Source organism: Faecalibacterium faecis, from assembly GCF_040096475.1.
Taxonomy (GTDB): Bacteria; Bacillota; Clostridia; order Oscillospirales; family Ruminococcaceae; genus Faecalibacterium; species Faecalibacterium taiwanense.
In genome coordinates this window covers 24,369-45,124 of sequence record NZ_JBBMEP010000021.1, presented here as the reverse complement: position 1 = coordinate 45,124, position 20,756 = coordinate 24,369, and the positions used below count along the sequence as shown (strand labels likewise).

The following is a 20,756-nucleotide window of genomic DNA, read 5'->3' as shown; positions in this document are numbered from 1 at the left end:
GAACAATATGAAGCAGATCAGACATGGTTTCAGAGAGGACTTCCTGTGGGGCGGAGCCACCGCAGCGAATCAGCTGGAAGGTGCATGGGATCAGGATGGACGTGGTCCGTCAACGGACGATGTTCTGACGGGCGGCACTGCTACCGAACCGCGCTACCTGACATACTGCGGAAGTAATGGCGTGACCGGTAAGATTTCGATGACCGACCTGCACGATCTGCCCGATGGAGCTTCTTTTGCTGTACTGCCGGATGTGTGGTATCCGAACCATGAGGGTATCGACTTTTATCACCATTACAAAGAGGACATTGCACTCTTTGCAGAAATGGGATTCAAGGCTTACCGGATGTCCGTTGCATGGAGCCGCATTTTCCCTAATGGAGATGAGCTGACTCCCAACGAAAAAGGTCTTGCTTTCTATGATGCCGTTTTTGACGAGTGCAGAAAACAGGGCATTGAGCCGATTGTAACCATCAGCCATTATGAAATGCCCCTCGGACTGGTGAATAAATGGGGTGCATGGCGGGATCGCCGCACCATTGACTGTTACCTACGCTACGCTGAAGTTCTGTTCCGCCGCTATAAGGGCAAGGTGAAGTACTGGATTACTTTTAATGAAATTAACAGCATGAATGTGACCGGCTGGCTTGGGGCAGGTGTGACCTCCTGTGATCCAACTGTGATGCTTCCGGCAGCACACTATCAACTGGTGGCTTCGGCAAAAGCTGTAAAGCTGGCTCACGAGATTGACCCTGAAAACAAACTTGGCTGCATGGTAGCAATCAGTCAGGCCGTGGTTTATCCTGCGGACTGCAACCCGGCCAATGTACATAAGGCATGGGAACGGGCACAGAAATGTTACTTCTTCACAGACGTTCAGGCACGCGGCTATTACCCAAGCTACCAGCTTTGCCGGTATGAACGAGAGGGAATCAAAATCGATCTTACAGAGCAGGACAAAGCTGATTTGTCCCGGGGAACAGTTGATTTCATCAGTTTTAGCTACTACCGCAGCACCACGGTCAGCATCGACCCAAATGCACCGTGGGTAGCACCGGATTCTCCGCTGAAAGAAACCCTTGGCGTTAAAAATCCGTATCTGAAAGCGACCGATTGGGGCTGGGCAATCGATCCGATGGGGCTTCGTATTGCGTTAGATCAGGTCTATGACCGGTATCAAAAACCGATCCTAATTGCAGAAAATGGCCTTGGAGCCATTGATACTCGTCAGCCAGACGGAAGTGTAAACGATGATTATCGTATTGACTATCTCAAAAAGCACATCGAAGCTATGAAGGATGCCGTAGTGCATGACGGCGTTGACCTGATGGGCTTTACCATGTGGGGACCAATCGACCTGATTTCTGCATCCACGGGAGAGATGCGCAAGCGTTACGGTTTCATCTATGTTGATAAGCTGGATAATGATACCGGCACATTGAAACGCAGTCGGAAGAAATCGTTCTATTGGTATAAGAAGGTAATTGAAAGCAACGGTGAAGTACTTTGAGTGAAACAAAAAAGGAACGGTTTCCCTACGCCTTTGTAATCTGCCTGTGCGGTGTGCTTTCCATGTTCTGTGTGGGTGCAGTAGCTGGGTCGATCACTGCATACTTACCGTATATCATTGATTATGGTGGGCTGACGCAAACACAGGGTTCGAGTATTTTTACGATCATCTGTCTGGTGTCACTGATTGTTACATCCGTTTTGCTGGAACCATATTACAAGCACTTCTCCTACCGTGTCGGCCTTGCACTGGCATTAGCAGGAGCGGCTGTGGATTATCTGATCTACAGCTTTTCTACAGGATATGCAGGATTTGTATGTGGTGCACTGCTGGGAGGTGTTGTTTATGCACTGGCCGGTATGGTGCCAATCTCCATTGTCATCAATTCTTGGTTTGCGGAACATACAGCCCTTGCACTGGGACTATGTGCAGCTGGAACGGGCGTTGCATCCATTACGATTCCCATGATTTTGGCAATTCTGCTTGGAAAATATTCCTTGCCAGGCGTATTCCGCATAATGGCGATTCTGATGGCTGTTATTGCCGTGCTTGTCTATCTTCTGCTGCGTGATCGTCCGCAGCAGCTCGGCATGACGGCTTTCGGTCGGCAGAACTCCAGCAAAAAAGCTGGCATTCTGAATAATCAGAAAGATGCCGACTCCAAAACAATGTGGTGTATGCTGGTCGGTATTTTGATGTTGGGCGCAGTAACCGGCGGCGGATATCAGCACATTTCGGTTCTGTATATCAACGCCGGATTCTCGGAATTTCAGGTTTCCAGCATCCTATCTCTGGGCGGTGCGTTGATGATTGCCGGAAAATGCCTGTTCGGAGCAATTGCGGACAAGGCTGGCACAAGCAGTACGACCAAGTTGTTCTACTGCTTCCTGATTGCAGGCTGGCTACTGTGTTGCATGGCAGGCCGCAAAAGTATGGTTCTGGCCGTTTTGTCGGTCGTGTTCATCAATCTCGGTATGGCACTTTCTACCGTAGGCCTGTCTGCTATTGCAAAGAGCGTTTCGTCCGAAAAAAGATTTGGACGCACAACCAAGAATTTACAAAGCTTTACAATGATTGGCTCAATCGCATTTAATACGATTCCGGGTATCATTGCAGACGCTGTAGGCAGTTATGTTCCGGCCTATTGGATTGTGACAGCAATTACAGTTACATCGTTGTTCCTTGCAACAACCGCGTTTATGCGGTATCGGAAAAACAGTCTGTAAGTTTTTTCTCCTTGTAAAACGCCGTGCGGTCGCTGAGAACTGCATGGCGTTTTGCTTTTGAGGGATGCCACAAAATTTCAGTATTTGAAATCAGGGAAGATTAAGTGGTTTAAACCTTAAGCTTATTACATTACAAGTTAAAAGTGTCTTCTCATGCCTGCTTTATACAAGTATACTAACTTTGTCGGATAGATAACAATGATGAAGGAGTGAAAGCATGAGAAAGATGAAAAGAGCCGTTGCAGGTGTTCTTGCTGCGGCACTGATGTTGTCGGTCGCTGCTGGCTGTTCTTCCACGCAGTCGGCTTCAACGTCCTCTGCAACTAACGTGTATGTTGGCCATAGTCAGGGATTCGGCGGCGAAGTGACTGCCAACGTCACCGTGGACGAGAGTGGCAAGGTCGTTGGTCTGGAAGTGTCGGCCGAGGACGAGACCCCCACCGTTGGCGGTCAGGCTGTGGAGCCTATGACAAAGGCCATTCTGGATGCAGGCGGCATTGATGGCGTGGATGGCGTGACTGGTGCCACGATTACCAGCACTGCTATCCTGAATGCTGTCAAGGATGCTCTGACGCAGGCCGGTGTTCTGGACGCTTCCAGTGGCGAAATTTCTTACACCGCTGGCACCTATACCGGCGAAGCCAATGGCCGCGCCGGTGTCGTCACGGTCAATGTTACCGTCAGCGACAAGGAGATCTTGTCCATTGATGTGACCGAGAACCCGGACACCGCCGGTATCTCGGATCGTGCAGTTGAGCAGATTCCTGACAGCATCATCCAGAGCCAATCGCTGGGCGTGGATGCCGTTGCCGGTGCTACCATGACCAGCCGCGGCATCATCAATGCTGTGGCCGATGCACTGGGTAAATCCGGTGTTGATCTGGATGCACTGCGTGCGGTTCCTGTGAACTATGAGCCGATGGCTACGGATGATCTGACTACCAATGTTGTGGTCGTGGGCGGCGGTATGGCCGGTATGATCTCAGCCCTTGCCGCTGCCGAAAAGGGTGCGGATGTTATCCTGATCGACAAGATGAGTTTTCTGGGCGGCAACCTGCTGCTGGCAGGCGGCGGTCTGGGCACAGTAGGTGCAGAAACCGTGGATGAAAACGATGACCTGCAGCGTACACTGGACTACTTCAAGGAAGTGAACGAGACCAGCGAGCGTCAGCCGGATTATGATTTTATCGAAAAGATGCTGCCGGAAACTGGCCGTGCCATTGACTGGTTGACCAATGATTTCGGTCTGGAACATACCTCCACTGACCGCGGCGATTACGTCCGCACTAACTTTGGCGGCAATGGTGCAGTGTTCACCGATTCTCTGACCAAGCTGCTGGAAAAAGAGGGTGTCACTGTTCTCCTGAATACCAAGGGGGAGCATATTCTCATGGAGGATGGCAAGGCCGCTGGTATGGAAGTTTCCAACCGCAGCGGCAGCTACAAAATTTACGCCGACAAGGTGATCGTTGCTACCGGCGGCGCATCCCATGATTGGGATCGCATGGTGGAAGCCAACCCTGAACTGGAGACCATTGACTTCTATGACGAAGCTGCGGTTTCTTCTACCGGTGACGGCTTCAACATGATGGAGGAAATTGGCGCGCAGATGGATGTAGGCCCTTATATCAAGTCTGCTTACCCGGATGTTTCCCCTGTGTTTGCCTACACTTATGCCAACAGTCCCACCCAGCAGAATGAGCTGGTGGTGAACGCCGATGGCGAGCGCGTGGCCAACGAATCCCCCTACAATCAGATGTACTTCAACAAGCAGATGCTGCGTCAGGCAAGTTCCGCCTACTATGCGATCTTTGACGAAAGCAAGATGGCAGACTATTTCCTGTCGGATGTTCAGAAGCTGGTGGAACGTGACGACAATACCATCGTTGTCAAGGCCGATACGCTGGAGGAACTGGCCAAGAAGATGGATGTGGATGCAGATACCCTCCGCGCGACCTTCGACCATTATCAGGAAATGTGCAAGAATGGTGTGGATGATGCGTTCGGCAAGGATGCAAGCCATCTGATCGCGTATGAGGACGGCCCGCTGTATGCGGTGCGTGTCTACCCTGCTTCCTGGGGCACCATTGGCGGCTGTGTCACCAATGATAACTTCCAGGTACTGAACGAGAACGGCGATGTGATCGACAACCTGTTTGCAGTGGGTGAAATGTCTACGGCCCGCCTGTTTGGTGATTACTACTTTGGCGGCTTCTCGCTGGGCTTCTACACCGCAGCAGGCCACATTGCAGCGGAAACTGCTGTTGCCGAGCTGGGCCTGTAACCTTGAATTGAATCTGTCTATCTGATAAGGAGTGCTGTCCGGTTTCCGGACAGCACTTTTTTGCTTTGGGTAGCTTGAGCGAGCGACAACCACCAGCTCCGCTGGTGGAGTAGAAATGCTTTAGCTATAAGATTCGAGCGAAGCGAGATGACAAAGAAATTGTCATCTTAGAAGATGACGGTGGGTGATGTCGTCAATATCCCGGCAGGCGTGAAGCATTGGCACGGAGCAGCCCCGGATAGTTGGTTCTCTCATCTTGCGGTGGAAGTGCCAGGAGAAAATACCCATACCGAATGGTGCGAGGCTGTCAGCAATGAAGATTATGAACAGGTAAAATAAGGAGAACAGTTTATGGAATTTACTCCCTCTAATTTTTACAAAAGATGCACTTGACCTAAAGCTGACTCTAAGTGTTACAATCAGGGGGTCAAGCGGGTTGTTTGAACCTTTGAGTTCAAACAAGTGAACAAAGTGGAGATTCCGGGAAATGCAGACTTGCGCTATACTGGAACCAGAAAAAGAGAGTACCTCAAAGGAGGAACGACCGATGAAGAAAGTCTTGATTTTGTCCGGCAGTCCCCGCAAGGACGGCAACTCCGACCTGCTGTGCAGTGAGTTTATGCGTGGTGCGCAGGAGAGCGGCAACGAAGTGCAAAAGATCTTCGTGCGCAGCAAGAAGATTGTGCCCTGCAATGCCTGCTATTACTGCCGCGACCACGGCGGCAAGTGTGCCCTGAACGATGACATGAGCGAAATTCTGGACGCAATGCAGGCGGCAGATGTTATCGTGATGGCAAGCCCAGTGTACTTCTACTCCATTGATGCACAGATGAAGATCATCATCGACCGCAGCCTTGCCCGGTGGACGAACATTCCGAACAAGGAGTTCTATTTCATCATGACCTGCGCGGACGATAACCGTGCTGCCATGGCCTGCACCTTGGAGTGTTTCCGGGGCTTTACCGCCTGCCTGAATGGTGCCAAGGAAAAGGGGGTCATCTACGGCACCGGCGTATATCGGCCCGGCGAGGTGATGTCCTCCCCGGCCATGAAGGAAGCCTACGAGATGGGCAAAAACGTCTGATTTCCCAGTTTTATATAAAGGAGTGTAACGGCTATGAACAATTTTCTGTTTGAAAACAAGACCAAGGTTTATTTCGGCAAGGGTGGCGTGAAGGAATATCTGGGCTGTCTGCTGGAGCACTACGGCGATACCGTGATGCTGGCCTACGGCGGCGGTTCTATCAAGCACAATGGTGTCTATGATGAAATCGTCGGTATTCTGAACGCCGAGGGTAAGCGCATCGTGGAGTTTCCCGGCATCATGCCCAATCCCACCTACGCCAAGGTGCAGGAGGGTGCAAAGCTGGCCCGTGAGAACCATGTGGATTTGATCCTTGCCGTGGGCGGCGGTTCCGTGTCCGACTGCTGCAAGGTGGTGTCCGCACAGGCCAAGGTGGACGAAGATTTGTGGGAGCTGGAAAACACCAAGCATACTCGTCCCACTGCGTTCATCCCGCTGGGCACCATCGTCACGGTGTTCGGTACCGGCTCCGAGATGAACAACGGCGCGGTCATCACCCATGAGGAAAAGAAGATTAAGGGGGCCCTGTGGGGTGCACAGGCCGACTTTGCTTTCCTCGACCCCACCTACACGTTGTCCGTTTCCATGAAGCAGGTCATTTCCGGTGCGTTCGACACCCTGAGCCACGCGATGGAAACTTACTTCGGCAAGCCGGACGAGAACAACCTCTCCGATGACATCAACGAAGCCGTCATGCGCAGCGTCATCCGCAACATCCGCGTCTTGTTGACCGACAAGGACAACTACGAGGCCCGCAGCGAGCTGGCATGGGCTTCGGCTATGGCCGAAAACGGCATCCTGAAAATCGGCAAGGTCACCGACTTCCAGTGTCACATGATCGAGCATCAGCTGGGTGCCTACACCAACTGCAACCACGGTGCTGGTCTGGCGGTCATTCACCCGGTGCTGTACCGTCACCTGCTCCCGGCCAACACCGCACGGTTCGCCCGCTTTGCACAGAACGTCTGGGGCATCGACCCGGCGGGCAAATCCGAGCTGAAACTGGCACAGGCTGGCGTGGAGGCTCTGGCGGCCTTCATCAAGGAGATCGGGATGCCCACCACCTTTGCAGAACTGGGCATCCCTGCCGGCACCGACCTCAAGGCTGTGGCCGATTCTACCGTGCTGACCGGCGGCTGCTGCAAGAAGCTGAGCCATGACGAGATTTACGAAATTTTGAAGGAGTGCAGGTGACCATGAAGAAAATCACAGCAGGCAGAGATGTGCTTGGTGAATTTGCGCCGAAGTTCGCGCAGCTCAATGATGATGTTCTTTTCGGTGAGGTTTGGAGCCGGGAAAGCGAGCTTTCTGCACGCGACCGTTCCCTCATCACCGTGACAGCACTGATGGCGCAGGGGCTGACGGATACCTCTTTCGGACATCATCTGCAAATGGCCAAGGAAAACGGAATTACCCGCAGTGAAATTGCGGAAATCCTGACGCACGCTGCGTTTTATGCGGGTTGGCCCAAGGCTTGGGCGGCATTCCGAATGGCAAAGGACATCTGGGCAGATGCGGAAAACACTGATGAAAAGCAGCTGCACCAGAACAGTATGGTCTTCCCCATCGGCGCGCCCAATGACGGCTTTGCACAGTATTTCAGCGGGCAGAGCTATCTTGCGCCAGTCTCCACGGAGCAGGTCAAAATCTTCAATGTGACCTTTGAACCCGGCTGCCGCAACAACTGGCATATCCACGAGGCGGACAAAGGCGGCGGACAGATCCTCGTCTGCGTGGCAGGCCGGGGTTACTATCAGGAATGGGGCAAAGAGCCGCAGGAGCTGCACCCCGGCGATGTGATCAACATTATGCCCGGTGTAAAGCACTGGCACGGCGCTGCGCCGGACAGCTGGTTCTCCCATCTGGCTGTGGAAGTACCTGGAGAAAACTGCCGCAGTCAGTGGTGTGAACCAGTGAGTGAAGAAGAATATCAAAAACTGAAATAAGGAGCATGGCGACCAATAAAAACGAAGCCACGAAACTTGGAAAGAACATTTAAGGAGGAATCTTTTATGGAATACGCAACTCTCAATAACGGCGTGAAAATGCCCATGGCCGGTATTGGCACATTTCTTTTGACCCCGGACGAAGCTGAAACTGCCGTGCTGAGTGCGCTGAAAGAAGGCGCACGGCTCATCGACACCGCCAACGCCTACTGCAACGAAAAAGCCGTGGGCCGCGCCATGAAGAAGTCCGGTCTGCTGCGGGAGGAAATTTTCCTCGAAACCAAGCTGTGGCCGACCTTCTACACCGATGCCGATGCTGTGGACAAGACGCTGGCACGTCTGGACACCGACTACATCGACCTGCTGCTCATTCACCAGCCTGCCGGTGATTACGTTGCCGGTTATCGCCTGATGGAAAAGGCTTACAAGGAGGGCAAAGTCCGTGCCATCGGTCTGTCCAACTTCAACGAGGAGCAGATCAAAGAAATTCTGAGCATCTGCGAAGTCAAGCCCACCATCCTCCAGACCGAAGTTCACCCCTACGCCCAGCAGAAAGAACTGAAAGCCTTCCTCGCCGAGAATGGCATGGTGATTCAGGCATGGTATCCGCTGGGCCACGCTGACAAGGGCCTGCTGGAAGAGCCGTTGTTCACCCGCCTTGCAGCAAAGTACGGCAAGAGCAACGTGCAAATTATTCTGCGCTGGCACATTCAGGCAGGCAATGTGGTCATTCCCGGCTCCAAGAACCCGGCCCACATCCACGACAACTTTGATGTGTTCGATTTTGCGCTGACCGATGCAGAAATGCAGGAGATTTCTGCACTGAACAAGGATAAACGGTATTATGAGGTCACGGAGGATAAGCTGGCGGCATTCGCCACCATGTTTCCTCCCGTGGACGATCAGAAGTAAATTTCAAGCAGTTTGCAGCTGGGTGCAGAGAGTTTTTTGCGGAAAATGAACCAGATGAAAGGATAAATGAAGATGAATAAGATCACGCGCAAAAGTTTTCTGAAAGTTCTTGCCGCCACCATGGTGGGTGGTGCAGCCGCTTCCGCACTGACGGGTGCAGCGGCTCCTGTTTCCATTGACGAGACAAACGGCAAGGTAAGCCGCTGGGTAAAGAACAGCCTGAACCCGGACGGCCCGCTGACGATTGCCAAGCAAGGAATGTTCTCCTCCGGCGGCACGGTCACGGCACCGGTGGCAGGCACTTATGATGCCACCATCAACTGGCTGGACACTACCCGTGCAGGCAACACCGCTCATGTGGATCACGCTAATGTTCTGTATCAAATCCCGGCAGACAGCAACGGTTGGCCGATGGTTTATCTGCACGGCTATGGACAGTCCCGCATGGGCTGGATAACCACCCCGGACGGCCGTCAGGGCTGGGCCGATCTGTTTCTGCGCAACGGCTACTCTGCGTTCTTGGTAGACCAGCCCCGCCGTGGTGAGGCTGGCAGTACCGCCCAGATGAGCACGGACGGTTTCCTCGATACTTGGTCTGCCGACTCCAAGGACTACAAGCCCGGCGATCAGGCATGGTACACCCACTTCCGCATTGGCCGCGTTGCCCCGGAACGGTACGAAGGCTCCCAGTTCCCGGAGGGCGATGCTGCACAGAATCAGTTCTTCCGCCAGATGACCCCCAACACCGGCAACTTCGATCAGGCAGTTGCTGCCGCCGCACTGGGCGAGGTGATGAAGGACGTGCAGACCCTGACCGGCCACAAGTCCATTTTCGTCACCCACTCGCAGGGCGGTGCAGTCGGCTGGAATGTGCCCGCCGACAACATTGCCGCCATTGTTGCCATTGAGCCGGGCGGAACCCCTGCCATCGGCTCGGAGCAGTACACGAAACTGCTGAGCGCAGGGATTCCAATCGCTATCTACTTTGGCGATTACATCGACAACGGCCCGGAAGATATCATGTCCACCGGCTTCTGGCGGCAGGTACGGGACGGCGCACTGGCCTTTGCCGCCCAGTACAATGCCGATGGCGGTGACTGCACTGTGGTCGATCTGCCGAAAATCGGCATCACCGGCAACTCCCACTTCATGTTCCAAGAGCTGAACAACAAAGAGATCGCTGATCACATTTATCAGTGGCTGGAGAGCCGCGCACTGGCATGAGCGGTTCTCTGAGATTCCCGGCATTTTACATAGACAGAGGCGTGTTTCGTATGAAGAATAAAATTTCCCGCCGCCAGTTTTTGCAGGTTGCTGGCGCATCTGCTGCCGCCCTGCTGCTGGCTTCCTGCTCCGGCAATTCCGCTAGCAGTGTGAGCAGTTCTTCTGTGGCTCCCTCGGCGGCATCGTCTGTTGCCGCTTCCAGTGAAGCCGCATCCAGTGCGGCTGCTTCTTCGGAAGCTACCAGCACGGTAACGACTACGGGCAAAACGCTGGTGGTGTATTTCTCCGCCACCGGCACGACGGAAGGTGTGGCGCAAACCATCGCCGACACCGTGGGTGCTGACCTGTTTGAAGTCGTTCCGTCCGACCCCTATACCTCCGATGACCTGACTTGGACGAACAATGACAGCCGCGTTTCCCGTGAACACAACGACGAGGGCCTTCGTGCTGTGGCTTTGGAAAGCACCGATGTGGACGGCTGGGACGATTACGACACCGTGTTCATCGGCTACCCCATCTGGTGGGGCATTGCCGCATGGCCCATGAGCAGCTTTGTTGCCGCCAACGATTTCTCCGGCAAAAATGTTGTTCCGTTCTGCACTTCGGTTTCCTCCGGCATCGGCCAGAGCGGTGATCTGCTGGCAGAATTAGCGGACGCCGGCACTTGGCTGGACGGCCAGCGGTTCAGCCGCGGCAGCAGTGAGAGCGATATTGCAAGCTGGATCGCAGGGCTGAATTTGTAAAATCTAAAAGGAGTATCTTCCCATGAAAAAGAAAAAGATTTCCCGGCGTAAGTTTCTGACGATCCTCGGCGTGACCGGCGGCGTTCTTGTGGCGGGCGGCGTCGGCGGCGCGGCCTACATCCGCAGCCGCTTCACCCCGGATACGACCCCCGGCCCCGGCGAGGACGGTGAGATCGTCACCGTGGCAGAAGGCCAGCTTCAGGGCACGATCAACGATGGCATTTACCGCTATCTGGGTGTCCCCTATGCCGAGGCAGCCGAACGCTTTGTGACCGCCGGGCCGGTCACTCCATGGGAAGGTGTCCTCAAGGCGGACAGCTACGGGCCGATGTCCCCCCAAGGCTCGATGCTGGGCTTTGGCGCGGGCAATCAGGACGGCACGGACAACAACTGCCAGAACCTGAACATCTGGACCCCCGGCCTGAACGACGGCGGTCTGCGCCCGGTGCTGGTCTGGCTCCACGGCGGCGGTTTCTCCACCGGCACGGCGAATGATTCCAGCTACGACGGCGAAGCGCTTGCAAAAAATGGAGACGTCGTCGTGGTGAGCGTCAACCACCGGCTGAACGTGTTCGGTTACCTCGACCTTTCTGCCTATGACGAGAAGTACAAGGATTCCGCCAATGTCGGCATGTGGGATATCATCGCCGCATTGGAATGGATCCAGCAGAACATCGAAGTATTTGGCGGTGACCCGGACAACGTGACCGTGTTCGGTCAGTCCGGCGGCGGTGCCAAGGTGCTGGGACTCATGTCCACGCCTTATGCCGTCGGCCTCTTCCACAAGGGTATCGTGGAAAGCGGCGTCACGGAGACTGTGGGCGTCAATTTCACTTCGCAGGAAGCCAGCACCCGGCTGGCCGAAAACCTGCTGGCAGAACTGAACATTGCCCCTGAAAACATCGAGCAGCTCCAGATCGTTGCCGTGGACAAACTGCAATCCGCCGCCACCAAGGCGCTGGACGCAACGGCGCAGGAATTCCAGATCCCGGCACCGCTTACCGATGGCTACCAGATGGAGTGGGAGCCGGTGGTGGATGGCGATTTTCTGCCCACCAGCCCCGTCACCGAAACAAACTTTGCCGATGCTGGGCAGGACATTCCCCTGCTCATTGGCAGCAACCTGAACGAGTGGACCGGCTTCTACCGCACTTCGACGGACGGTGTGGATACCGATGCGCTTTCTGCGGTCCTGAAAACGGCCTACCCGGACAAAACCGACCTGACCGCTGACCATGTGGATACCCTGATTCGCTTGCCCATCCTCAAAACGATGAGCCACAAAGCGGATCAGAACGGCGCGCCGGTCTATGCCTATCTGTTGACCTACGGCAGCTCGAACCACGGTGCAGAGATTCCCTATATTTTCCGCCACTCGGACGTTTCCGCTATGAACGACCTGTTCAGCTCCATCTGGGTCAATTTTGCACGAAGTGGCGTTCCCAGCGCAGACTCTCTGCCAACTTGGGAACCTTACACCCGCGAAGGCGGAGCGACCATGCTGCTGGACACCACCTCTCAGCTGGTCTATCACCACGATGCAGCGCTTTTGAAGCTACTCGCCCCGGATTACGAGTATTAAATAAAGGAGTAAATCACGATGCGTAAAAATTTCGGCGCAAAGCCGTATCTGTATCCCCAGCCGGTCATGATTATCGGCACCTACGATGAAAATGGCAACGCCAATGCCATGAATGCCGCATGGGGCGGTGTAGCTGGTGCCAACAAGATCATCATTGACCTGAGCAGCCACAAAACCACGGATAACATTCAGCTGAACCGTGCGTTTACCGTTTCGGTGGGCGATGTGAAGCACCTGACCGCCTGCGATTATGTGGGCATGGTTTCCGCACACAATGCCCCGGATAAAATGGAAAAAGCCGGTTTTACCACCACAAAAAGTGATTTTGTCAATGCGCCCATCATCAATGAACTGCCGCTGACGCTGGAGTGTGAGCTGCTGGATGTCATCGAAGGAAGCCTGTACCTCGGCGAGATCAAGAACGTCAGCATGGACGAAAGCATTCTGGGCGAGGATGGCGAACTTGACCTCACCAAATTTGTCCCCATCACCTATGACCCCATCCATCACGGCTACTATCCGCTGGGCCAGCGGGTCGGCAATGCGTTTGCCGATGGCGCAAAGCTGAAGTAATTCAAACGCAAAAGAGAGTATCAAAAGGAGAATGTTTGTATGAAAGCATTGCTCATCAACGGCAGTCCGCGGCCCAACGGCTGCACCTTTACGGCCCTGACCGAACTGGCAAATACGCTGGAAGCCGAGGGCATTGAAACCGAGATCGTCCATGTGGGCAACAAGGACATCCGGGGCTGCATCGCCTGCCGCCGCTGCCACAGCACCGGCTCCAACAAGTGCGTCTTTGATGATATTGTCAACGAAGTAGCCCCCAAGTTGGCTGAAGCCGATGCCTTTGTCATTGGCGCACCGGTGTACTTTGGTTCCCCGGCAGGCGGCGCGATCTCCTTTATGGACCGCCTGTTCTTCAGTACCCTGAACATCGACAAGACCATGAAAGTGGGTGCTTCGGTCGTGACCTGTCGGCGCGGCGGCAACACTGCTTCCTACGATGTGCTGAACAAATATTTTACCATGTGTGGGATGCCAGTGGCCAGCAGCCAGTATTGGAACATGGTCTACGGCGGCTCTGCCGAGGAGGTCAAGAAAGATGCCGAGGGCTTGCAGACCATGCGCACCCTTGGCCGCAACATGGCCTTTTTGATGAAGAGTATCCAGATAGGCAAGCAACAGATCGGCCTGCCCGAAAAAGAACCTGCTATCTTCACAAATTTCCATCATTGAGGAAGTGTTCCATATTCCTCCTTCTTTGTTGCAGGGAAAGCCGGGACGGAAACGTCCCGGCTTTCCCATTTCCCTGATTTTTGCGAGGTGATTTTATGCGCAGCGTGATTTTCGCGGTTTCCACCGCTTTGACCGTTTTATTATCCGCCTGCACCGGGGCGGCATCCTCTGTGCCAGTCAATACGGTTTCTTCGGTTTCGGCCAGCACATCCATCACGACCTCGTCCGAAGTGGATTCGGCTGTTTCGGAGAGTGCTTCTTCGGAAACCGGAAACATCCAGACTGGGCTTGTCCGGGAGCAGACATTGGACAGCACTGAGGGGCTCATCCATTACAGCTACTACCTGCCGGAGGATTACGACCCCACCCGGAAGTACCCCATGATGGTGGTCATGCCCGGCTATAACATGATGTGGTTCGGGGAATCTTCCTCCGGCAGCAATCTGGACTGGACGGGGTTCACCAGCTGGACGAACCTTGGACAGGATATGATCGTAGTGTCTGCCCAGCTCACCGACTGGGGCGACACTTCGGCGCGGCAGGCCATCGCTCTGACGGAGTATTTCATCAATCACTTTGCCGTAGATACCGCCCGCATTTACGCCGCAGGCTACTCGGCTGGCGGCGAAACCATGTCGCGGGCAATTGCCATGCGGCCTGATCTGTATGCAGCTTATCTGCATGGAGCATCCCAGTGGGACGGCGGTTTTGCGTCCATTGCAGAAAACGGCGTGGCGGTCTACATCTACATGGCGCAGGGCGATGAATACTACGGTGTGCAGAAAGCACGGGATGCCTACAACGGTCTGCACGATGCTTACGCCGCCGCAGGCTGGACGGATGAACAAATCGACACCGTGCTGCAAATGCAGACCCCGGACAACGCCTTTTTCGATGCGCAGGGACTTCACGTCTACCATGCTGCCGCAAATGTTGTCTTTGATGATGCCGATATTCTGAACTGGATCGTTTCCAAACACAAGTGATAGGAGAGAAATTTTGAACCGACGGCAATTCACAAAACTTCTGGCGGGTGCAGGGCTGCTTCTGGCAGGCTGCCGGGCAGGTGCTGCACCCAGTTCCTCCACCCCGGAAAGAAAGGATTCCATGCAAACGACCACCCAAACTTATACCCGCACCACGCCCATCGAAACCGTACGGAATGACCCGGTTTTCGGTGATTATGGGCGGCTGATCTTCCCTGTGGAACGCTCTTATTACAGCGGCGACACGCTGGAGCAGCTGCATCTTACCTACTATAACAACATCGACCCGGACGAAACAGTGGACATCTGCAACACCCTGCGCCAGCGTGCAGCGGACGGGCAGACCATCTTTTACGATATTTACACCGAGGACGAAAAAGCCGCTGACCCGGACAAAGCTGACACCGGCTTATTCTACTTCAAGGGTAATCCCGGCGCAAAATTTTCCATCTGCAACGCAGGCGGTGCGTTTGCGTATGTGGGGGCCATGCAGGACAGCTTTCCTCATGCACTGGAACTTTCCCGCAAGGAGTACAACGCTTTCGCGCTCATCTACCGCCCCGGCGCACAGACCGCCTGCGAAGATCTGGCACGGGCCATTGCCTTTGTCTTTACCCATGCGGAGGAACTGGAAGTAGACACCAGCGGTTACTCCCTCTGGGGCGGTTCTGCCGGGGCACGGATGGCGGCGTGGCTGGGCAGCTACGGCACGGCATCCTTCGGTGAACAGGCGTATCCGCAGCCGGGAGCCGTCATCATGCAGTACACCGGGCTGGGGGAAGTCTACGGCAACGAGCCGCCCACTTATGCCTGTGTGGGTGACCGGGACTACATCGCAGACGAACGCGTAATGCGCTGGCGCATTGAAACCATCCGCTCTCAGGGCACCCCTGCCGAGATCGAAGTCTTTCCGGGCCTTGCCCACGGTTTTGGCTTGGGCACCGGCACCTCTGCCGAAGGCTGGCTCGATCATGCCGTAGCGTTCTGGGAAGAAAACACCTGAAACCGTGAGGAAACTGTTATGACGAAAAAATGGACGGCACTGCTCTGGATGAAAGCTATGTACCCGATGCGCTGGATGCTGTTCCGGCTCACGCTTCGGCGGCGGGCATGATCTATTCGTTCTATGGGCGGCTCAGCGTGGGCAACATGGACCCGGACTGGCTGGCCGAGGGTGATCTGCCGCCAACATTCTACGTTTACGGCACGGAGGACCCCTTCTACCGCCAATTCCAGCAGCAGTATGATGTGATTCGGAATATGGGCATTTCCACCGGACGCATCGTGCTGAATGGCTGGCCCCACGGCTTTGGCCCGGATGGCGGCTGGGTGAACGATTACGCCGCATGGCTGGAAAGTGTTTTTGCAAATAAGGAGGAATCTTAACATGGAATATCGTACTTTGGGCAATGACCTGACCGTTTCAGCTGTGGGTCTGGGCTGTATGGGCATGAGCCATGCCTACGGCGCACCTGCCAACAAGAAGGAAATGACCGAACTACTGGCGCAGGCCGTGGGTATGGGCTATACGTTCTTTGACACCGCCGAAGTCTACGGCACATCGGATAATCCCCACGACAACGAGGAACTGGTGGGTGCTGCCCTGAAACCCTACCGAGATAAAATCGTTCTGGCGACCAAGTTCGGCATCCATTTTGACATGACCAGTACGGCAGTCAACAAGCCGCTGATGCCGGATTCCCGCCCGGAAGTTATCCGTGCATCGGTAGATGCCTCCCTCAAGCGGCTGGGCACCGACCATATTGACCTGTATTATCAGCATCGGCTTGACCCCAAGGTGCCCATTGAGGAAGTGGCCGGTGTAATGGCTGACCTGATTCGGGAGGGCAAGATCACTCACTGGGGCCTTTCGGAAGCCACCGAGGAGACCATCCGCCGAGCACACGCAGTCTGCCCGGTAACGGCCATCCAGAACCGTTACTCCATGATGGCCCGCTGGTACGAAAGCCTGTTCCCGGTTCTGGAAGAACTGCACATTGGTTATGCGGCATGCTCAAAGAGGGATTTTATCATCGCCCCTTGACCGTCATACGCCCCATCGACATTGAAAACTTCCTGAAAGGGATGCGGCGCGATGGCCGCTCGGATTCTTACATCAGCAAGGCACGAGGGATGCTCTACCAGATCTTTCAAAAGGCAGAAGCCAATGACCTTGTGCGCCGCAACCCGGTCCGGCTTGCTGAAAAGATGCGGGCATCCGGCACCACAAAGCGCAAGGAAGCCTTTACCACAGCGGAAGTCGCCCACTTAATGAAGGTTCTCCCCGATGACCGCATGGGCTTAAGCATCCGGCTTTTGCTCGGCACTGGAATGAGAATGCAGGAACTTCTGGCTTTGGAGCCGCAGTTTATTGAAGAAGATGGCTCTGTCATTCACATCCGGCAGGCAGTAAAGGTCGTAAAAGGTACAGTCAGCATTGGCAGTCCGAAATCCAAAGACAGTATCCGGGATATTCCGGTGCCGCTGAATGTCCGCCCGTGTGCCATCAAACTGCGGGATACTACCGACCAGTTCATCTGGGAAAGCCCCAAGACCGGCTTGCCCTGCAATCCCACCCATTTCCGAGATGTGTTCCGCAAATCTCTGGAAGAAGCGGGCGATGTCCGCTTGCTCACGCCGCACAGCTGCCGCCACACCTATGTGTCGCAGATGCAGGCGTTGGGCGTGGATATCCAGACCATCCAGAGCATCGTAGGCCACGCCGACACCGAGATGACTGAGCATTATCTCCATGTTCAGGAATCCATTCGGCAGAGTGCGATCCAGTTGTTCAGTAAGGCATTTTCGGCCTGAAAATTGGACAGAGCGACACTAATTAGACCAGATAAAATCTTTGGCATTGTGGTCAAAATTGTGGTCAAAACCAAATGAGGCCAGCCTATAAACAAAAAAATCCAACGATTTCTAACGTGAAATCGTTGGATTTATGGTCCGAGTGGCGAGAATCGAACTCACGGCCTCTTGAACCCCATTCAAGCGCGCTACCAAAACTGCGCTACACCCGGATATCTGCAAGCGGTTATCGCTCACAGCTCAATTAGTATACTTGATTCAGGGTGTTTTGTCAAGCTTTTTCTGCCAGATTTTTGCAAATAAATTTTCAAAAATCCGGCTCGTTTTCCTGCAGCGGCTGATCCCTTGCGGGAAACGTTTCAAATTCAACAGTGGCAAGTGCAATTGCAAACACACTCTCGGCACCGGCTGCCAGCAGCGCCTGTGTGCAGGCTGCTGCCGTGGCACCGGTGGTGATCACATCGTCTACCAAAAGCACCTTTCTGCCCTCCACAAGTTCCGTGTCCGTCACCCGGAAGGCACCCGCCACATTGGCAAGGCGCTGCTCAAAGGGCAGGCCCGCCTGATGCCGCTTTGCACGAGTGCGGCCCAGTGCTTTCGGGTACAGCGGTATCCCCAGTGCGCGGGCCAGCGGCACCGCCATGAGCTGCGGCACATTGTAGCCGCGCGCTCTGCCGGATGCCGGTACGGGAACGATGCAGTCGTACCCAAGGGACATGCCTTCCACAAGCTCCGGCACCGGTTCTGCACCGGCCATATGCATCTCGCTGCCAAAGGCCAGCTTTGCCAGCCAGAGGCCCAGCTCCACCGCCGCCCACGGTGCAGCATGGTATTTTGTATGCAGGATGCCGCGCCGCACACAGCCCTCATACCGGAACGGTGCTGCTGCACCGGTCAGTTCCCCTAAATAATGCTGAGAAGCGTCCAGCCGCATTCCCGGCTTCCTGCGCAGCTCTTCCAGCTCCGCGGCACAATCCGGGCAGACAGGCACACTGCCCAGCACCCGATCACAAAACGGGCAGCGGCGCGGATACACCAGCTGCCTTGCCCCGCGCAGAATGCGGCGCGGGACGCTGTAATAATCCATCAGTCCTTTTTGACGGCCACGATCACACGCACGCGCTTGCCCGCAGCACAGCCAAAGTTATCGTACCAGCCGGTCAGGTAGTAGCCCTCCGAGTTGACCTCGGTCAGCTTGGTGGCGTAGTACTGACCCTTGTACCACAGATACACCTGTGCGTCGTCCGCCATCTCAAAGCGGGTGCCGTTGCTCATGACCGACGCTGCACCCACCTGATCGATCTTCATGGGCATGAGCTGGACCATCGTCCGCACGCTGCCGGTCGTCTCTCTGCGGGCTGCAACACCACCTACCAGCACCGGATATTTGACGTTGGTGGTGAAAGCTACCTGCGAACCATTGACATAGCACACATAGGTAGCACCGCCGCCAATATAGCGGAAGATGGACGCATACGGTTCACCTACAAGGCTGCCCACCTGCCGCAGACCAAGGCTGAGCAGGCTATCCGTGTTGGCTGTGATCTTCTGCCACAGAGTGGAGAGGATGTCGCCGTTGATCACACCCCACAGCACTTCGCTGGTGGTGGGCACCAGAACATCCTTCAGGTCGTCCACGATCTTATCCTGCGTATCCGTGCTGTCGCTCTTGCCGGTGGAAATGATTTTGGCCAGCGTCTGCAGTTCCGAGTAGTTGACTGCCACATTCTTGATATCATCCAGCACGCCGTAGGTCCACAGGTCGCCGGTGACATCATTCAGGATCAGGCGGTCGATCTCGCCCTTCTCATTCAGCGTATAGTAGCGGACATTCAGAAGATTCAGGTCTGTCCCCGCTAGGCGGCTGGGACGAACCGTCCCAGCCACACCCTCCGCAGTTGTATCCAGAATCTGTACATCGTCGGCAAGGGCATAGCTGCCCAGTGCCGTTGCATCTGCATTGACCTTGCCGGTAACGACCTTGTTCTCGATGCCGCTCACGGACTCGCCTTCCGGCGTTACGCGGATCTCTACCAGCCAGCCCTTGGGGTAGTTCAGGCTTTTGTCCACATTCACAGTGCGCTGAACACCATCGGTGCACATGACAGCCACGCGCTGCAGCACATCCGCGCCGTTATCTTCCACAAGGCTGCGGGCTGCGCCCTGCACCACGCCGTAGAACACCTCGTCGGCCTCTGCGCCGGTAATAACATCCGCCGCCTCATTGTTCATGCCCAGCAGCAGAGTGACCACTTCGCCCACGCCGCCGCCGTTCAGGCTGGACACCTTGGAAGCCACTGCTGTGCTGCCCAGCTGATAGCTGGTGCCCGCCACGGTAACGGCCGTGGGTGCGCTGGCGCTGGGCGAAACGGCAGTGATGCGGCCTGCTGCTTTGCGGGTGTAGATCCATACAGTCTGCAGACTTTCGCTGTAATAATACACATCGTAGCGGTTCAGCTCTGCAGAAGCCGAGACCTTATCGTTGCGGTAGATGCTCACCGGCGTAAAAGGCAGCTGGGTGCCTTCCGCTGCCACAAAGGGTCCCTTCAGGCTCTTGAGCATTACCGTGGAGGTGTCCACCTGACCGTTCGAAACCGTAAAGCCCAGGCTGGTACCATAGGCGCTGCCAGAGGCGGTGTTTGCCGTGAGGGTGTTATACAACAGCAAAGCACAGTCCTCATAGTTCATGGCCTCGCTCTGGCTGCGGTTCAGCTGGTTACGCAGGCCCAGTTCCTGCGCCTTGTTCAGCTGTGCCGTCGGGAACACGCCGTTGAGGTCGGTCATTTTATAGCCCAGCAGCTTGAGCGCTGCGGTGCAGGCTTCTTCCAGCGTGACCGTATTATCCGGGCGGAATGTACCATCAGTATAGCCGTTTATCCAGCCCTGCTGCACCGCAATGCGCACATAGGGTGCCCACTGAGAGCTGCCGGGCACATCCTTATACAGTGTGCCCAGATTGCCCTGCTGGCTGGCGCTTTCGCGGTAGGCCGAAAAGGAGACCAGCATCTTGGCAAATGCACCGCGGGTGACGGCAGCATCCAGACTGCCGGTCTGGCTGGTATCCATAGCGCCCAGTGTAATGGCCGTCTGGATGGCCGAGTTGTTCAGGCTGGCCGCCGATGCCGGAAGCACCAGCACGGACACAGCCAGGCATGCTGCAAGCAGACATGCGAAAAGACGTTTTTTCATAGGTATATTCCCCTTCC

19 protein-coding genes, 1 tRNA gene and 2 pseudogenes are annotated in these 20,756 nt (G+C 55.2%); 18 read left to right on the top strand and 4 right to left on the bottom strand.

The features are described from left to right. Positions 1–7 precede the first annotated feature (7 nt). The 13 genes and pseudogenes from WMO17_RS10880 to WMO17_RS10820 all read left to right on the top strand — a co-directional run bounded on the left by WMO17_RS10880 (position 8) and on the right by WMO17_RS10820 (position 13,750). The gene (locus tag WMO17_RS10880; RefSeq protein WP_349138083.1) at positions 8–1,510 is read left to right on the top strand and encodes a family 1 glycosylhydrolase; all 1,503 of its coding nucleotides are present in this window, start codon (positions 8–10) and stop codon (positions 1,508–1,510) included. Further along, complete coding sequence (locus WMO17_RS10875) at positions 1,507–2,736, top strand: MFS transporter (RefSeq protein WP_349138082.1); 1,230 nt, start codon at positions 1,507–1,509, stop codon at positions 2,734–2,736. Before WMO17_RS10880 ends, WMO17_RS10875 begins: the two co-directional genes overlap by 4 nt. A 217-nt stretch (positions 2,737–2,953) precedes the next feature. Continuing rightward, positions 2,954–5,020 carry an FAD-dependent oxidoreductase gene (locus WMO17_RS10870; RefSeq protein ID WP_349138081.1) on the top strand — a complete coding sequence of 689 codons (2,067 nt, stop codon included), beginning with the start codon at positions 2,954–2,956 and terminating at the stop codon, positions 5,018–5,020. A gap of 183 nt (positions 5,021–5,203) precedes the next feature. Continuing rightward, positions 5,204–5,359, top strand: a pseudogene (locus WMO17_RS10865) (cupin domain-containing protein); the annotation flags it as partial. A gap of 208 nt (positions 5,360–5,567) precedes the next feature. After that, the gene (locus WMO17_RS10860; protein ID WP_015538303.1) at positions 5,568–6,104 is read left to right on the top strand and encodes a flavodoxin family protein; all 537 of its coding nucleotides are present in this window, start codon (positions 5,568–5,570) and stop codon (positions 6,102–6,104) included. A gap of 33 nt (positions 6,105–6,137) precedes the next feature. Beyond that, positions 6,138–7,298 carry an iron-containing alcohol dehydrogenase gene (locus WMO17_RS10855; RefSeq protein ID WP_349138079.1) on the top strand — a complete coding sequence of 387 codons (1,161 nt, stop codon included), beginning with the start codon at positions 6,138–6,140 and terminating at the stop codon, positions 7,296–7,298. A 2-nt stretch (positions 7,299–7,300) separates the two neighbouring features. After that, a complete protein-coding gene (locus WMO17_RS10850; protein WP_349138078.1) occupies positions 7,301–8,050 on the top strand; it encodes a carboxymuconolactone decarboxylase family protein in 750 nt (249 codons plus the stop codon). Positions 8,051–8,116: 66 nt separating this feature from the next. Continuing rightward, positions 8,117–8,962, top strand: coding sequence for an aldo/keto reductase (locus WMO17_RS10845; protein ID WP_349138077.1), 846 nt, complete (start codon positions 8,117–8,119; stop codon positions 8,960–8,962). Between the two features lie 72 nt (positions 8,963–9,034). Next, positions 9,035–10,186 (top strand): alpha/beta hydrolase, encoded by a 1,152-nt coding sequence (locus tag WMO17_RS10840; RefSeq protein WP_349138076.1) that lies wholly within the window; start codon positions 9,035–9,037, stop codon positions 10,184–10,186. Between the two features lie 50 nt (positions 10,187–10,236). After that, the gene (locus WMO17_RS10835; RefSeq protein ID WP_349138075.1) at positions 10,237–10,929 is read left to right on the top strand and encodes a flavodoxin; all 693 of its coding nucleotides are present in this window, start codon (positions 10,237–10,239) and stop codon (positions 10,927–10,929) included. A 22-nt stretch (positions 10,930–10,951) separates the two neighbouring features. Beyond that, positions 10,952–12,511 carry a carboxylesterase/lipase family protein gene (locus tag WMO17_RS10830; RefSeq protein WP_349138074.1) on the top strand — a complete coding sequence of 520 codons (1,560 nt, stop codon included), beginning with the start codon at positions 10,952–10,954 and terminating at the stop codon, positions 12,509–12,511. An 18-nt stretch (positions 12,512–12,529) separates the two neighbouring features. Further along, positions 12,530–13,084: a flavin reductase family protein gene (locus tag WMO17_RS10825; RefSeq protein WP_349138072.1), complete on the top strand. Its 555-nt coding sequence runs from the start codon at positions 12,530–12,532 to the stop codon at positions 13,082–13,084. A 39-nt stretch (positions 13,085–13,123) separates the two neighbouring features. After that, positions 13,124–13,750, top strand: coding sequence for a flavodoxin family protein (locus WMO17_RS10820; protein ID WP_097801422.1), 627 nt, complete (start codon positions 13,124–13,126; stop codon positions 13,748–13,750). Here the strand turns inward: WMO17_RS10820 and WMO17_RS10815 are convergent. Then, positions 13,731–14,027, bottom strand: coding sequence for a hypothetical protein (locus tag WMO17_RS10815; protein ID WP_349138071.1), 297 nt, complete (start codon positions 14,025–14,027; stop codon positions 13,731–13,733). The genes WMO17_RS10820 and WMO17_RS10815 overlap by 20 nt on opposite strands. Positions 14,028–14,055: 28 nt before the next feature. Between WMO17_RS10815 and WMO17_RS10810 the strand changes: the two genes are divergently transcribed. The 5 genes and pseudogenes from WMO17_RS10810 (at position 14,056) to WMO17_RS10790 (ending at position 17,550) form a co-directional block, all read left to right on the top strand. Further along, positions 14,056–14,736, top strand: a complete 681-nt coding sequence (locus WMO17_RS10810) for a prolyl oligopeptidase family serine peptidase (protein WP_349138069.1) — start codon at positions 14,056–14,058, stop codon at positions 14,734–14,736. A gap of 121 nt (positions 14,737–14,857) precedes the next feature. Beyond that, complete coding sequence (locus WMO17_RS10805; protein ID WP_197037267.1) at positions 14,858–15,739, top strand: alpha/beta hydrolase; 882 nt, start codon at positions 14,858–14,860, stop codon at positions 15,737–15,739. Between the two features lie 29 nt (positions 15,740–15,768). After that, complete coding sequence (locus tag WMO17_RS10800) at positions 15,769–16,122, top strand: alpha/beta hydrolase family protein (RefSeq protein WP_349138067.1); 354 nt, start codon at positions 15,769–15,771, stop codon at positions 16,120–16,122. Position 16,123: 1 nt separating this feature from the next. Beyond that, positions 16,124–16,753: pseudogene (locus WMO17_RS10795) on the top strand (aldo/keto reductase); the annotation flags it as partial. Between the two features lie 23 nt (positions 16,754–16,776). After that, a complete protein-coding gene (locus WMO17_RS10790) occupies positions 16,777–17,550 on the top strand; it encodes a tyrosine-type recombinase/integrase (protein ID WP_349138066.1) in 774 nt (257 codons plus the stop codon). A 134-nt stretch (positions 17,551–17,684) separates the two neighbouring features. Here the strand turns inward: WMO17_RS10790 and WMO17_RS10785 are convergent. The 3 genes from WMO17_RS10785 to WMO17_RS10775 form a co-directional block, all read right to left on the bottom strand. Beyond that, a tRNA-Pro gene (locus WMO17_RS10785) sits at positions 17,685–17,762 on the bottom strand. A 95-nt stretch (positions 17,763–17,857) separates the two neighbouring features. Beyond that, on the bottom strand, positions 17,858–18,637 hold the full coding sequence (locus tag WMO17_RS10780; protein WP_349138065.1) for a ComF family protein: 780 nt from the start codon (positions 18,635–18,637) through the stop codon (positions 17,858–17,860). Beyond that, positions 18,637–20,739 carry an S-layer homology domain-containing protein gene (locus tag WMO17_RS10775; protein ID WP_044953515.1) on the bottom strand — a complete coding sequence of 701 codons (2,103 nt, stop codon included), beginning with the start codon at positions 20,737–20,739 and terminating at the stop codon, positions 18,637–18,639. The genes WMO17_RS10780 and WMO17_RS10775 overlap by 1 nt, the downstream gene beginning before the upstream one ends. Positions 20,740–20,756: the final 17 nt, after the last annotated feature.

Coding starts and splice junctions, on each gene's coding strand:
- WMO17_RS10835 (WP_349138075.1), top strand. CDS start 10,237: ATGAAGAATAAAATTTCCCGCCGCCAGTTTTTGCAGGTTGCTGGCGCA.
- WMO17_RS10855 (WP_349138079.1), top strand. CDS start 6,138: ATGAACAATTTTCTGTTTGAAAACAAGACCAAGGTTTATTTCGGCAAG.
- WMO17_RS10780 (WP_349138065.1), bottom strand. CDS start 18,637: ATGGATTATTACAGCGTCCCGCGCCGCATTCTGCGCGGGGCAAGGCAG.
- WMO17_RS10825 (WP_349138072.1), top strand. CDS start 12,530: ATGCGTAAAAATTTCGGCGCAAAGCCGTATCTGTATCCCCAGCCGGTC.
- WMO17_RS10800 (WP_349138067.1), top strand. CDS start 15,769: ATGGACGGCACTGCTCTGGATGAAAGCTATGTACCCGATGCGCTGGAT.
- WMO17_RS10880 (WP_349138083.1), top strand. CDS start 8: ATGAAGCAGATCAGACATGGTTTCAGAGAGGACTTCCTGTGGGGCGGA.
- WMO17_RS10775 (WP_044953515.1), bottom strand. CDS start 20,739: ATGAAAAAACGTCTTTTCGCATGTCTGCTTGCAGCATGCCTGGCTGTG.
- WMO17_RS10805 (WP_197037267.1), top strand. CDS start 14,858: ATGCAAACGACCACCCAAACTTATACCCGCACCACGCCCATCGAAACC.
- WMO17_RS10820 (WP_097801422.1), top strand. CDS start 13,124: ATGAAAGCATTGCTCATCAACGGCAGTCCGCGGCCCAACGGCTGCACC.
- WMO17_RS10850 (WP_349138078.1), top strand. CDS start 7,301: ATGAAGAAAATCACAGCAGGCAGAGATGTGCTTGGTGAATTTGCGCCG.
- WMO17_RS10860 (WP_015538303.1), top strand. CDS start 5,568: ATGAAGAAAGTCTTGATTTTGTCCGGCAGTCCCCGCAAGGACGGCAAC.
- WMO17_RS10815 (WP_349138071.1), bottom strand. CDS start 14,027: ATGTTTCCGGTTTCCGAAGAAGCACTCTCCGAAACAGCCGAATCCACT.
- WMO17_RS10870 (WP_349138081.1), top strand. CDS start 2,954: ATGAGAAAGATGAAAAGAGCCGTTGCAGGTGTTCTTGCTGCGGCACTG.
- WMO17_RS10830 (WP_349138074.1), top strand. CDS start 10,952: ATGAAAAAGAAAAAGATTTCCCGGCGTAAGTTTCTGACGATCCTCGGC.
- WMO17_RS10845 (WP_349138077.1), top strand. CDS start 8,117: ATGGAATACGCAACTCTCAATAACGGCGTGAAAATGCCCATGGCCGGT.
- WMO17_RS10840 (WP_349138076.1), top strand. CDS start 9,035: ATGAATAAGATCACGCGCAAAAGTTTTCTGAAAGTTCTTGCCGCCACC.